This window comes from Gelidibacter sp., assembly GCF_035515035.1.
Lineage (GTDB): Bacteria > Bacteroidota > Bacteroidia > Flavobacteriales > Flavobacteriaceae > Gelidibacter.
Map to the genome: position 1 here is coordinate 1 of NZ_DATJCA010000070.1, position 12,230 is coordinate 12,230.

Annotated in this window: 14 protein-coding genes; 10 read left to right on the top strand and 4 right to left on the bottom strand. The window is 41.6% G+C overall.

Features of this window, described 5'->3' with window-relative positions:
* The 8 genes from VLZ86_RS05675 to VLZ86_RS05710 form a co-directional block, all read left to right on the top strand.
* Nucleotides 1–1,589, top strand: a 1,589-nt coding sequence (locus tag VLZ86_RS05675) for a sulfatase-like hydrolase/transferase (protein ID WP_325449620.1), incomplete at its 5' end; no start/stop codon positions are given.
* A 48-nt stretch (nt 1,590–1,637) separates the two neighbouring features.
* Entirely contained in the window at nt 1,638–2,402 is a 765-nt protein-coding gene (locus tag VLZ86_RS05680) for a hypothetical protein (protein WP_325449622.1), read from the top strand.
* A gap of 105 nt (nt 2,403–2,507) precedes the next feature.
* Complete coding sequence (locus tag VLZ86_RS05685; RefSeq protein WP_325449624.1) at nt 2,508–3,005, top strand: nuclear transport factor 2 family protein; 498 nt, start codon at nt 2,508–2,510, stop codon at nt 3,003–3,005.
* Nucleotides 3,006–3,023: 18 nt separating this feature from the next.
* Nucleotides 3,024–3,527 carry a glycine zipper domain-containing protein gene (locus tag VLZ86_RS05690; RefSeq protein WP_325449626.1) on the top strand — a complete coding sequence of 168 codons (504 nt, stop codon included), beginning with the start codon at nt 3,024–3,026 and terminating at the stop codon, nt 3,525–3,527.
* A gap of 17 nt (nt 3,528–3,544) precedes the next feature.
* Nucleotides 3,545–4,246, top strand: a complete 702-nt coding sequence (locus tag VLZ86_RS05695; protein WP_325449628.1) for a porin family protein — start codon at nt 3,545–3,547, stop codon at nt 4,244–4,246.
* An 81-nt stretch (nt 4,247–4,327) separates the two neighbouring features.
* Nucleotides 4,328–4,885, top strand: coding sequence for a DUF4136 domain-containing protein (locus VLZ86_RS05700; RefSeq protein WP_325449630.1), 558 nt, complete (start codon nt 4,328–4,330; stop codon nt 4,883–4,885).
* A 107-nt stretch (nt 4,886–4,992) separates the two neighbouring features.
* A complete protein-coding gene (locus VLZ86_RS05705) occupies nt 4,993–6,528 on the top strand; it encodes an arylsulfatase (RefSeq protein ID WP_325449633.1) in 1,536 nt (511 codons plus the stop codon).
* A gap of 102 nt (nt 6,529–6,630) precedes the next feature.
* Nucleotides 6,631–7,611 (top strand): HAD family hydrolase, encoded by a 981-nt coding sequence (locus VLZ86_RS05710; RefSeq protein WP_325449635.1) that lies wholly within the window; start codon nt 6,631–6,633, stop codon nt 7,609–7,611.
* Nucleotides 7,612–8,102: 491 nt separating this feature from the next.
* Here the strand turns inward: VLZ86_RS05710 and VLZ86_RS05715 are convergent, their stop codons facing one another.
* From VLZ86_RS05715 to VLZ86_RS05730, 4 genes are all read right to left on the bottom strand, one after another.
* Complete coding sequence (locus tag VLZ86_RS05715; RefSeq protein WP_325449637.1) at nt 8,103–8,492, bottom strand: UPF0158 family protein; 390 nt, start codon at nt 8,490–8,492, stop codon at nt 8,103–8,105.
* Nucleotides 8,485–8,829, bottom strand: coding sequence for a DUF3024 domain-containing protein (locus VLZ86_RS05720; protein ID WP_325449639.1), 345 nt, complete (start codon nt 8,827–8,829; stop codon nt 8,485–8,487). Before VLZ86_RS05720 ends, VLZ86_RS05715 begins: the two co-directional genes overlap by 8 nt.
* A gap of 293 nt (nt 8,830–9,122) precedes the next feature.
* Nucleotides 9,123–9,425 carry a type II toxin-antitoxin system RelE/ParE family toxin gene (locus VLZ86_RS05725; protein WP_325449641.1) on the bottom strand — a complete coding sequence of 101 codons (303 nt, stop codon included), beginning with the start codon at nt 9,423–9,425 and terminating at the stop codon, nt 9,123–9,125.
* Complete coding sequence (locus tag VLZ86_RS05730) at nt 9,409–9,642, bottom strand: hypothetical protein (protein WP_325449643.1); 234 nt, start codon at nt 9,640–9,642, stop codon at nt 9,409–9,411. The genes VLZ86_RS05725 and VLZ86_RS05730 overlap by 17 nt, the downstream gene beginning before the upstream one ends.
* A 309-nt stretch (nt 9,643–9,951) precedes the next feature.
* Here VLZ86_RS05730 and VLZ86_RS05735 point away from each other — a divergent pair, with 309 nt between their 5' ends.
* The gene (locus tag VLZ86_RS05735; protein WP_325449647.1) at nt 9,952–10,815 is read left to right on the top strand and encodes a tyrosine-type recombinase/integrase; all 864 of its coding nucleotides are present in this window, start codon (nt 9,952–9,954) and stop codon (nt 10,813–10,815) included.
* 2 nt (nt 10,816–10,817) lie between these two features.
* Nucleotides 10,818–11,951, top strand: coding sequence for an IS91 family transposase (locus VLZ86_RS05740; RefSeq protein ID WP_325449645.1), 1,134 nt, complete (start codon nt 10,818–10,820; stop codon nt 11,949–11,951).
* The last annotated feature ends 279 nt before the right edge of the window (nt 11,952–12,230 follow it).

The following is a 12,230-nucleotide window of genomic DNA, read 5'->3' on the forward strand; positions in this document are numbered from 1 at the left end:
ACGTGGCCAAAGAGTGGGCAGATAAGTATAAAGGAAAATTTGACGACGGTTGGGATGAATACCGGAAACGGGCCTTTCAAAAACAAAAAGATTTAGGCTGGATCCCACAGGATGCGCAATTAACCGAACGGAATCCTACTATGAAGGGTTGGGACGAAATTCCAGATTCCGAAAAACCATTCCAAAGTCGATTAATGGAAGTGTTCGCAGGATTTGGAGAACATACCGATTATAACGCCGGTTTAATCATCGACGAAATTGAAAATCAAGGAAAACTTGACAATACCTTAATTTTTTATATCTGGGGCGATAATGGGTCTTCTGCCGAAGGACAAAACGGAAGTATAAGTGAGCTGTTGGCGCAAAATGGAATTCCTACAACCATCCAACAACATATTGATGCTCTAAATAACCTTGGGGGATTGGACGTTTTAGGCTCTCCAAAAACCGATAATATGTATAATGCCGGTTGGGCGTGGGCAGGGTCTACCCCTTATAAATCGACAAAATTGATTGCCGCACATTTCGGAGGCACTCGTCAGCCCATGGCAGTAGCATGGCCAAAAAGCATAAAACATGATAACACACCTCGTACGCAATTCCATCATGTAATTGATATTGTACCAACCATATATGAGGCTGCGAAAATAGAACAACCAAGGGTGGTCAACGGTTTCACCCAAGATGAAATGAACGGTATTCCAATGAATTATACGTTTGCCAATCCTAAAGCCGAAGGAACACGAAAAACTCAGTTTTTTGATATCATGGGAAGTCGTGGGCTGTATTATGACGGTTGGTTTGCATCTGCCTTTGGGCTTCGCAACCCGTGGGTACCAGGTCTTCCTGCAGGTGCCGCAACGTGGGATCCACAAGATGATACTTGGGAACTCTATAATATTGATGAAGATTGGAGTCAAGCGGTTGACCTCTCTAAAAAGAATCCAGAAAAATTAGAGGAAATGAAAAGCATGTTTTTGGTAGAATCGGCTAAAAATAAAAACTTGCCTATTGGTGGAGGTCTTTGGTCTGTGGTTTACCATCCAGAAGATGCACCCGCTACACCTTACACAGAATGGACATTTAGCGGTAATATAGAGCGAATGCCGGAATTCACGGCACCAAAACTCGGAAAGTTTGACAACGATGTGAGTATGGAAATCACAGTTCCAGAAAATGCGAATGGTGTATTATATGCTCTTGGAGGTTTTTCGGGCGGACTTTCTTGCTATGTTAAAGATGGTTATTTGTGCTATGAATACAATTTGTTTGAAATCAATCGCACGCAAATTAAATCCAAAACCAAGTTACCTACAGGAAAAGTAAAAATTGACGTGATTTCAAGATTGGCTGCTCCCAAGCCAGGCTCTCCAATGAACGTTGTTCTTAAAGTAAATGGGAAGGAAGTTGCCATTGGTAAAGTGCCAATTACTGCCCCTTTGGTTTTTACGGCAAACGACTGTCTTGATTTTGGAAGTGATTTGGGCTCGCCAGTATCCACTGATTATTATGACCAGGCACCTTTTGCATTTAATGGTACCATAGGCACATCAAAGGTTTGGTATCCAAAAAAGGAAGCTAAAAAATAAGTAGCTTCTCTATAAGTAACTATATAAGTTCAACAAAATAGGTTTACCATGTATAAGTCTCGTTATATTTTCTTCTTTCTCATGTTTGTTTCTGCCACCACATCGGGTGTATTTGGACAAAGTCCTTCGGAAAAAACTTGGAGTTTTTTATTGGAACCCTACGTCCTGTTTCCTTTTATGAATGGAGATGTAGGGGTGGGCACGTTGCCTAACGTTACGGTAGATGCCGATGTAAGTGATATTTTCAGCAATTTAAAAATTGGAGCCATGCTCTATGCGGAAGCCCATACTGAAGATTGGGTCATCAGTTCTGATATTATTTATATGAACTTGAAACAAGATGTGAAACGAGAAGGGATCATCAATGCCGGCTCCTTGCAGGCGAAACAGTTTGCTTGGGAATTAAGCGGACTCAGAACGGTGTTACCTTGGTTGGATCTCGGTTTGGGAGCGCGTCTAAACAGCTTGTCTACTGAAGTTGGCCTGACCATCAATAAACCCAATGAAGCCACCAACAGAAACAAGAAAGTGAGCGAGACCTGGGTGGATCCCATCCTAATTGCGCGGATAAAAAACGCCTCTGATGAAAAAATACAGTACCAATTTCGTGGGGATATTGGAGGCTTTGGAATAGGCTCGGACTTTGCCTTTCAATTGCAAGCCTATATTGGGTACCGATTTTCTGAATTGTTTCAATTGAGTGCGGGTTACCGCATCATAAGCATGGATTATGAAAAAGGGTCTGAAGAGAATCGGTTTATGTACGATGTAGACACCTCCGGTCCGGTGGTGCGTTTCGGATTTAATTTATGATCTACCCAGCATCCTCTGGTCGGGCATAGAGGACGGTTGATATTATAAAGCCCAAAAACGCATTCATCTGAAACACTAACCATTAACGATAATTACCTTATAAAAATGAAAAAACTGACTTTACCATTTCTAATGATACTCTTTATGATGGGCAGCTGCACTTCCGTCAACGACCCTTCCAAAGAAAACTTGAGCTTAATAGAGAACTACATTCAAGCGGTTGAAGATCTCGATTACAACAGTATGGATGCCGTTTTAGATGATGATTATTTGGGCTTAGGACCATCCTTTGGCGACTCTATAGGAAAAGTTGACGCAATCAAAAACTGGAAAACCAATGTGGAGAATCTGTATGAGAAAATAGAATATGTCCGCTCCAAAAATGCGGCCATCTCAATTCTTGATGGAGAAAATCAAGGCGATTGGATCTCTAATTGGGCCGAACTGCATATCACCTACAAAGATGGCGGCGATGTGATTATTTGGGCCAATTCCATTTACCAAATTAAAGATAAAAAGATTGTAAAAAGTTTTACTTTTTATAACGAAGCCGATGCGCTACAGCAATTGGGCTACGTATTTGTCAATCCAAACGATTTATAAATTAATAAAATAATAAACATGAAAACAACATTTTTGACACTGATGATATTTATTGCTTTTGTCTATACCTCTGAGGCTCAAACCCCAAGCACGACCTCCTTAAGTTCCAGCTTGGGCTTATATGTATTTCCCTCTAAAAATCAAGATAAAGCGAAACAGGATGCCGACGAATCCGCCTGTTATAACTGGGCAAAAGAACAAACGGGCGTAGATCCTATAAACCCTCCCAAAGTGGAAGCTGCCCAAGTGGACAGATCTGCTGATGGAACTGCCATTAGACATGCTGCCGGTGGCGCAGCTGCTGGGGCTGCAATAGGTGCCATCGCGGGCGATGCCGGCGAAGGGGCTGCTATAGGTGCAGTGGTGGGTGGATTGAGAGGACGGAGAGCCAAAGTAGTGGGCGATGAAAAACAACAACAACAGAACAATCAGAACGCCTCGGCCCAACAAAAAGAACTCATGGCCAATTTCAATAAGGCTTTTACAGCGTGTATTGAAGGCAAGGGCTATACCGTAAAATGAACAAACACTCCATCTAAATGAAAAACTACTTAATTGTGCTCATATTTTTACTTTCCAGTTCTTATGCCAATTCACAGGTCCTGATCTCTCTGTTGTTAGGCGACAAACTCAATTCTGACGGGATGGAATTCGGACTGGAAACTGGATATAATTTTGCCAGTATCAGTGGCATGGATTCCCATAAAAGTTTGGGAAGCTTTAACATCGGTTTCTATTTTGATATCCGTATGGATGAACCCTGGTATTTTTATACTGGCGTGCTGGTCAAATCCAGGCTTGGAGGACATAAATTATCTGCCGAAGATCTCGAGTTTCTTCAGGTAGATCTGTATCCGGAAGCAGGCGATTACAGCCAAAAACTGAATTATTTCCTTGTCCCGACCCTCATAAAATATAAAATGGATAACCATATTTATTTTGAGGCAGGCCCACAATTTGGGTTGATGCACAAGGCTTGGGTTGAATACAATTCAGATGTGGAAGGAAAGGATGCCCGCATTCGGCAATACAATAAAGACATGATCAACAAATTTGATGTGGGAGTTGTAGGCGGCTTGGGTTATCAACTAATGAAAGGTAAAGGCATCACCCTAGGGCTGAAGTATTACTATGGATTTTTGGATGTCTATAAAGACAAATCAGGGACCAATAACAGTTCTTGGTTTTTAAAGGCAAACATTCCAATTGGGGCCGCTAAGAAAGAAGCGGCTGCAAATTGATGGGTAGCCCATCTCAACAAGTAGATCTAAAAAGTGCAACACATTTAATTAAATCACAATAACACAATAAATTCTAAGGCTATGAAAAACTATTTTAAAATTATCGGAATCTTGATGGTCACGCTATTATGTGCGAATTTTTCTTTTTCGCAAGTCACTAGCGACTATGACAAAACTACAGACTTTAGCAAATACAAAACCTACACTTTTGCTGGTTGGCAAAAGGATAGTGACAAAATATTGACCCCATTTGATAAAGATCGAATCCAATCCGCGCTAAAAGCCGAATTTGACAGCCGAGGCATGCAATTGGTGGAGAGCAATGGCGATGCAGAGATCACCCTGTACATCGTGGTTGAAGACAAAACAAGTACCACAGCTTACACCAACTATGTGGGCGGTATGAATTACGGCGGTCGTTGGGGCTGGGGCATGGGAGGTGCTACCACGTCTTATTCAGAAGACGATTACAGACAGGGTACGTTTGTGGTAGACCTGTACGATGCAAATACCAAACAATTGGCCTGGCAAGGGGTCATCCAATCTGTAGTACAGGAGAAACCAGAAAAAAGAGATAAGTCCATCCCAAAGAAAATCAAAAAATTGATGGCTAAATATCCGGTGAAAGCTGCCAATTAAGAGAATGTGCATGTCAGATTATTATATAATTGATTTTCAAGTTTTAAAATAATCGGTATCCACTTAAATTGAACCAATAATTAATTAATCATTTTAAAACTGAAATCATGAAGTTAAAACACATTTTTATTAGTCTGTTAATACTCGCATCAAGTGCGATGTTTGCGCAGAGAAAACAAACCGAAAAACCAAACATTTTGGTAATTTGGGGAGATGACATTGGCACCTGGAACATTAGCCACAACAACCGAGGGATGATGGGATACCAAACCCCAAACATTGACCGTGTTGCCAAAGAGGGATTGGCTTTTACTGATTATTATGCACAACAGTCTTGTACGGCCGGTCGTGCTGCTTTTATTGGTGGGAGTGTACCTGTACGTTCCGGTATGACCAAAGTAGGGATGCCTGGCGCAAAAGAAGGCTGGCAAACCACTGATATTACCATGGCTACGGTATTGAAAAATCTAGGCTATAGCACAGGTCAATTTGGTAAAAACCATCAAGGCGATCGCGATGAACATTTGCCAACCAATCATGGTTTTGACGAATTTTTCGGAAATCTGTACCACTTAAATGCTGAAGAAGAACCAGAAAATTTTGACTATCCAGCAGATTTAATGCTTAAGAGTGGCAAAACCTTTAAGGAAACTTTTGGTCCGAGAGGCGTGATCCATAGCTTTGCTGATGGTAAAGGTGGTCAAACTGTTGAAGATACTGGACCATTGACTAAAAAACGTATGGAAACTATCGATGACGAATCGGTAGCAGCAGCAAAAGATTTCATTAGAAAACAAGTTAAGGAAGGCAAGCCGTTCTTTACATGGTGGAACGGAACACGTATGCACTTTAGAACCCACGTTAAAGCAGAACATAAGGGTATTTCGGGACAGGATGAATATTCAGATGGGATGGTTGAACACGATCTACACGTAGGCCAGTTATTAGATTTATTGGATGAGTTGGGCATTGCCGATAATACTGTGGTGATGTATTCAACTGATAATGGGGTGCATTACAACACTTGGCCAGATGCTGGAACAACTCCTTTTCATGGTGAGAAAAACAGCTCTTGGGAAGGTGCATATCGTGTTCCTGCATTCGTAAAATGGCCGGGACATTTTCCAGCAGATAAAACTTTGAATGGTATCGTATCCCACGAAGATTGGTTGCCAACATTTGCTGCCATTGCTGGTGACGCTAATGTAGTCGAAAAAATCAAAAAAGGGGTGACAATGGGTGGCAGAAAGTACAAAAACCATATTGATGGCGTCAATCAATTAGACTACTTGACAGGGAAAGTAAAAGAATCACCCAAAGAAGGTTTTATTTATGTGAATGACGCAGGTGCAATTGCAGCATTGCGTTTTGGAGATTGGAAAGCGATGTTTTTGGAAAGTCGTGCCGATAAATTACAAATATGGTTAGAGCCATTTGTTGAATTAAGAGCACCATATCTTTTTAATCTTAGAAGAGATCCGTTTGAAAAAGCGCTCATAGGTTCTAATACCTATTATGATTGGTATATTGATAGAGCTTACATCCTAATTGCTATTCAAGGTTATGCTTTTAATTTCTTAAAGACCTTTGAAGAATTCCCAGCGAGCCAAACCGCTGGAGACTGGAGTCTTGGAAAAGTGTAAAAGCAAATTGAAAATATGGCTACAAAAAGTAATTAATAGCTAAAAGAGGTAGCACTATCATTGGGCTGCCTTTTTTTATTTTTCAACTTAAATTTTATCATCATGAAATACCAAAGCCTTATTGCATTGTCCTGTATCTTGTTTATATGTCTGGGATGCAAAAATGAGAGTGCTCAAATGAACCCCGTTCTTGAAGTGGAGTCCGTACAAACAGACCCTCTACCTTCTTGGAATGAAGGGAATTCAAAAGAGGCAATTCTTGCCTTTGTGACAAAGACTACAACAGAAGATGGCCCTGATTTTATCCCAGAGGCAGACCGTATTGCCACCTTTGATAATGACGGCACTTTATGGAGTGAACAGCCTATGTATTTTCAATTGGCATTTGCCATAGATCAGGTCAACGTCATGTCAACAGAACATCCCGAATGGAAAACGCAACAACCCTTTAAGGCATTGTTGGAAGGCGACATGAAAACGGCATTGGCCGGCGGGGCAGAAGGATTATTACCCATTTTAGCAGCCACGCATACCGGCATGACCACCGATGCTTTTGAGAAAACCGTAAAAGACTGGATGGCAACGGCAACCCATCCCGTAACCAAAAAGCATTACAACGAAATGATCTATCAACCTATGCTAGAATTGCTGCACTACCTACGCGCCCATGGCTATAAAACCTTCATTGTTTCAGGTGGTGGTATCGATTTTATGCGGCCGTGGATTGAACAAGCCTATGGCATTCCTCCACATCAAGTAGTAGGTAGTACTGGAAAAATGAAATATGAGATGGTAGACGGCAAACCGGTTTTAATGAAACTTGCCGAATTGAATTTCAATAATGATGAGGACGGGAAGCCCATTGGCATTCATCAATTCATTGGCAAGCGCCCGGTATTTGCAGCAGGAAATTCCGATGGCGATTATCAAATGATAGAATGGACAACCTCTGCAAGCGGCTATCCGCGATTCGGGATGTTTGTGCATCATACAGATGCAGAACGTGAATACGCTTACGACAGAGACTCACATATTGGTAAATTAAATAAGGACTGGATGATGCCGCCAAAAACAATTGGCTAATTGTAGATATGAAAAACGATTGGTCTAAAATTTATCCCCATGATAAATAAGGCATGAACCTCGTCTATGAGTGAAAATTTATTCCAATCAAAAGAGCCAACCTTAACAGGTTGGCTTTGTTCTTTTTGGAAAGCGTTTTCTTAGTGTTTCCATCTTAAAGTTGGGCTCTACAATCTTGATGAGATGACACCTCACAGGTTTCAAAAACCTGTGAGGTGTTTCATGATGTCCACGGTATATTAACTTACCCACCACGGTTTAGTTGTGTTCGTGAATCGCCAATGAAATATTGTCTAATTACGTGGTAGCTTAACGCCAACCCGAAGTAAATAAAAATTAAGGCAATGGGGTCAAAAAAACTGTGTACAGTCAGTAGGCAGGTAAAACTGGATTTTTGTAAATCCGTCCTTCAATGCTTTAGCGTGTTGAGACTTTTCCAAGTCGGCGAGGACAAGCATTGCTTATACACATCTTTGTTGTGCGCTGGCTTTTCATCGGTTTAATTGCGTTTCTACTATTTTTTCCACTACGTTTTGCTTAAAGTCAAACCAGTTTTGTCTATAATCCGAGTTGTCAATTCTGTTTTTAAAGTTCTGAAATGGTTTTTTCCGTTCCAAAATATTTTCCAATTCCGATTGAAACTGTTTGTCCGCAATTTGGGCAATAAAACGTTCCATAATCTTAAAAGACTGAAAACTTTCTAAAACCTCGATTTTTATAAATTCCGCTCCAAAAGATTCACGAAATTCATTTTCGTCCAACATTTCCCCAAAATTAGGAATCGTTATTAATTCGTTCGTTTTTGGATTGTAATAACAGTCATTTCCGCAATCTAATTCCTGCGCAATTTCTTTAATTATATTTTGTCTTGTATTATCCATAGAAACAACCGTGTTTATCTTCTTTGATAATATCGATTATGTTATCTAAATGTGTTGATTTAGGAAATGGTTCATAGAGTTCCCATTTTCCACTTGCACGCATCCAATATAAATTCCATTCTTGCCTTGATTTGTAAAATCTAATTTTTGCGAATTCGATATGTTGAATTTCTTTTGGATTGTTCCAAACAGGACGTATTTCATAAAGCACAACAACTTTTCCATCATAAGTGTATCCAAAGTCCAGTTTCGCACGAATTTCTGGATCTTCTGGACGTAATGATTCCACGTAATTTTTTATAGTCGCTTCGTTTATATCAATTGTAGTGTTTTTCATTCATTCACGATGTTTTTTTAGCTTCTGACTAACGTTTTTGTAATGTTCTGAAAATCAAATTTTAGTATTTTTTATTTTCAATTTTTATTTTGATCATTTCTTAAAACGTTAGCTTTAAATGATTAATTTTTTTCCCGAAATGGTGGGAATTGTAGGTAACGGTTTCGTGTATGAGCAGTGGCGACGAATTGCACGAACAATTCCAAATAAGATGTGACTTTGGGAAATCCGCAGGATTTTCCAAACGGTCATAGACCTTAGCAATTGCTTGTACACGGTGTTATGCAACGGTATTATATTGTCTTTTTATTGGGGTTTTTCTGATTTGAAAATAGTGAAATTATCTCAATTGAATTTTCAATTATTCGATAGTAGAGGTTGTTATGTTTCTCTACAACAGCTTTACGAATTCCTTTTTTTACGTAAGAATCAGGAAATATTTCAGGTGTTTTTGAGATTAACTCAATAGTGTGGTCAAGTTTGGCAGAGAATTTTCTTAATTCTTTTTCAGACCAATTGTTTTCCAAATACTCAATGGTTTGTTCTAACTCAGAGATTGCGTGGTCCGTCCATAGAATTTTATAACCACTTTTCATAAATCTTTTTGACGTTTGAGTGAGAAGTTAGTTTACCATTCTCGGCATCTTGAATTCCTTGTTCAATTGATTTTTGCTCATCAATTGAAATTTCATTCCACCAATCAGTTTTTTCTTTTTTTCTTAACTTCATTAATTTATCAATCAAAGATTTGTCATCCAAAGTGGAAAGCCACTGAATTAATTCAATTTTTTTATTTTGAAGGTCTATATCCATAATATCAAAGTTACAAATTTCCAGTTATTATTCAATTTTTTCATGATGTGCTTTTACTGTTGCATAACGTTTATGTATATGAGCTGTGGCGTGTTTTAGCACGAACCTCTTCAAATATAAACTAACTTTGGGAAATCCATAGATTTTCCAAATAGGCACAGAACAAGCCATAGCTTATATTCGGTGTTGAACTAAACCTAAAGGTAGCTTCTCATGACTGTTAGATCACGATTCACTACCTTTAGGATAGGATTTATCTAATACTCAATATTATGAAAAAAAAATGACACCCTTATCCAAAGGGCCTGTATTTCAGTTCCGGAATTTGCAACCCTCTACCAAAAACTAAAGCGTTCCGTTGAGCTTGCCGGCAAAAGCCAGAGTACTCTTACCAACTATGCCCGCTGTCTTGCGCACATCGCACTGCATTTTAACTGTAGTCCACTTGACCTCGATAAGGAACAGGTGCTGGACTATCTCCACCATCTAAAATCGCAAAACAAAACACCCTCGGACAGTTTTTTCAAACATACCGTTTATGGTCTTCGCTATGCCTACCGCATCTTTGGGATGAAGGAAATGCGGGTGGTGCTCCCGAGCATCGAGCGTCCCAAGAAACTCCCCGTGGTATTGAGCCAAAGAGAGGTAAAACAACTGCTTCGCACTCCAAAACTGCTCAGGCACCGATTGGTCCTTGCCATGCTCTATGGCTGTGGGCTCCGCAATTTCGAACTTAGCAACCTAAAGCGCAGTGATCTGGATTTTGACAGGAAGATGGTGCACGTCCGCCAGGGGAAAGGACGCAAGGATCGGTATGTCCCCCTGTCCGAGATACAGATCCGTGGCCTGAAGAAGTACTTCTTGGCAGAAAACCCCACCCTCTGGTGCTTCAATGGCAATGATACCGAGGGAAAGCCAGTCCAGCTCTCCTCCCAGGGCATCCAGTGGATCGTGCGTGAGGCCCGCAGGCACAGCGGGATCCCAAAGGAGATCACCGCCCATATCCTGCGCCATAGCTATGCTACCCATCTTTTGGAAATGGGCCTGGACATTATGAGCGTGAAGGACCTCTTGGGACACGCAGATATCCAGACGACCCTTATCTACCTCCATGTGGCACAATCGGGTAGGCAAAAGCCGTTCAGTCCGCTGGACAGGCTTTATGGCCAATAGGGATGTCCTGTCACGATCATGAGGTGGCACACGTATTGGAGCGCAACAGGGGGCGCCTTGCCTATCATTGTGCCAACAGTTGGCAGGCCCGCACCCTCCACGCCCTGCGTAAGTGCCGCACCGCGGCCCTGGGCGGCCATATAGACCTTTGCGACAATCCGGGGTGCCATAAGCTCCACCTCAGTTACAATAGTTGCAGAAACCGCCATTGTCCCAAGTGCCAGGGACACAAGAAAGAGGAATGGATCCGGGCAAGGGAGGCAGATCTGTTGAACGTTCCCTACTTCCATGTGGTCTTTACATTGCCCTGTGAGCTGAACCGATTGTGCCTGTATGAGCCGAAAATGGTGTACAATCTTTTGTTCAGAACGGCCTGGGACATCATCAGGGATTTTGGTGGAAACCCCAAGTTTTTGGGCGCCAGGATGGGAATGATCGCCATCCTTCATACTTGGGGGCAGAACCTGTCCCTGCATCCGCACCTGCACTGCATTGTCCCGGGAGGTGGGATTGCCGAGACCGGCAAATGGAAGAACACCAAGGGCAAGGGAAAATACTTGTTTCCGGTAAAGGCGATGAGCATCGTTTTTAGAGCTCGTTTTGTTGCCGCGCTGCGCAAAGAGCTGGGAGAATCACAACCCACTTCATTTTACGAGAGCCTGTTCAAGAACCAGTGGGTAGTCTATTGCAAACGCCCATTCTTTGGGCCCTCACAGGTAGTGGAATACTTGGGGCGCTATACCCATAAGATCGCGATAAGCAACCATCGTATAAAGGGCCTTGAAGGTGGAAACGTACGGTTTATGGTAAAGGACTATCGGCATGGTGGCAAAAGGTCAATGTTGCAATTGACCGATGCAGAGTTCATCAGGCGGTTTTCGCTACATATCCTGCCCAAGGGGTTTACCAGGATCAGGCACTATGGCATCTTGAGCAGCTATCACAAAAGGACCATTGTCCCAAAATTACAAGAAGTGCTCGGCAAACCGGAACTGGCGGATACAGCGCCATTAAAGCACGGCAAGTGCCCGAGCTGTAAAAAAGGGAATCTTGTTACCATAGCGGTCTTTCCAGCTCGTGGGCCACCGAATGGTTGGCGCGAGCAGATCGAGAAACACATAAACAGACCAAAATAAAAAAAGCGCAAAACCGACGTAACGGGACTGCTATGGCCAAAACTGAAGAAAACACATCAAAAGCATTGACAGACAAGGGAAAGTAAGACCTAAATCTGCCATGTTATTTTAAACTTACAAAGAACAGGGAGGACAAAACTCCGAAACAGGAAAAACCGACTCCCAAAAATCCAATCCAAAAACAGACCATTCCCCATAAGGGCAAACCGAAAGACACCGGTTCAGTCAACACGGCATTCATGTTGGGTCGTACCGACCACACGAATGCTTAGTTATTGT

Coding starts and splice junctions, on each gene's coding strand:
- VLZ86_RS05720 (WP_325449639.1), bottom strand. CDS start 8,829: ATGAAAAACACTACAATTGATATAAACGAAGCGACTATAAAAAATTAC.
- VLZ86_RS05705 (WP_325449633.1), top strand. CDS start 4,993: ATGAAGTTAAAACACATTTTTATTAGTCTGTTAATACTCGCATCAAGT.
- VLZ86_RS05740 (WP_325449645.1), top strand. CDS start 10,818: ATGTCCTGTCACGATCATGAGGTGGCACACGTATTGGAGCGCAACAGG.
- VLZ86_RS05685 (WP_325449624.1), top strand. CDS start 2,508: ATGAAAAAACTGACTTTACCATTTCTAATGATACTCTTTATGATGGGC.
- VLZ86_RS05695 (WP_325449628.1), top strand. CDS start 3,545: ATGAAAAACTACTTAATTGTGCTCATATTTTTACTTTCCAGTTCTTAT.
- VLZ86_RS05710 (WP_325449635.1), top strand. CDS start 6,631: ATGAAATACCAAAGCCTTATTGCATTGTCCTGTATCTTGTTTATATGT.
- VLZ86_RS05700 (WP_325449630.1), top strand. CDS start 4,328: ATGAAAAACTATTTTAAAATTATCGGAATCTTGATGGTCACGCTATTA.
- VLZ86_RS05715 (WP_325449637.1), bottom strand. CDS start 8,492: ATGGATAATACAAGACAAAATATAATTAAAGAAATTGCGCAGGAATTA.
- VLZ86_RS05730 (WP_325449643.1), bottom strand. CDS start 9,642: ATGGATATAGACCTTCAAAATAAAAAAATTGAATTAATTCAGTGGCTT.
- VLZ86_RS05690 (WP_325449626.1), top strand. CDS start 3,024: ATGAAAACAACATTTTTGACACTGATGATATTTATTGCTTTTGTCTAT.
- VLZ86_RS05725 (WP_325449641.1), bottom strand. CDS start 9,425: ATGAAAAGTGGTTATAAAATTCTATGGACGGACCACGCAATCTCTGAG.
- VLZ86_RS05680 (WP_325449622.1), top strand. CDS start 1,638: ATGTATAAGTCTCGTTATATTTTCTTCTTTCTCATGTTTGTTTCTGCC.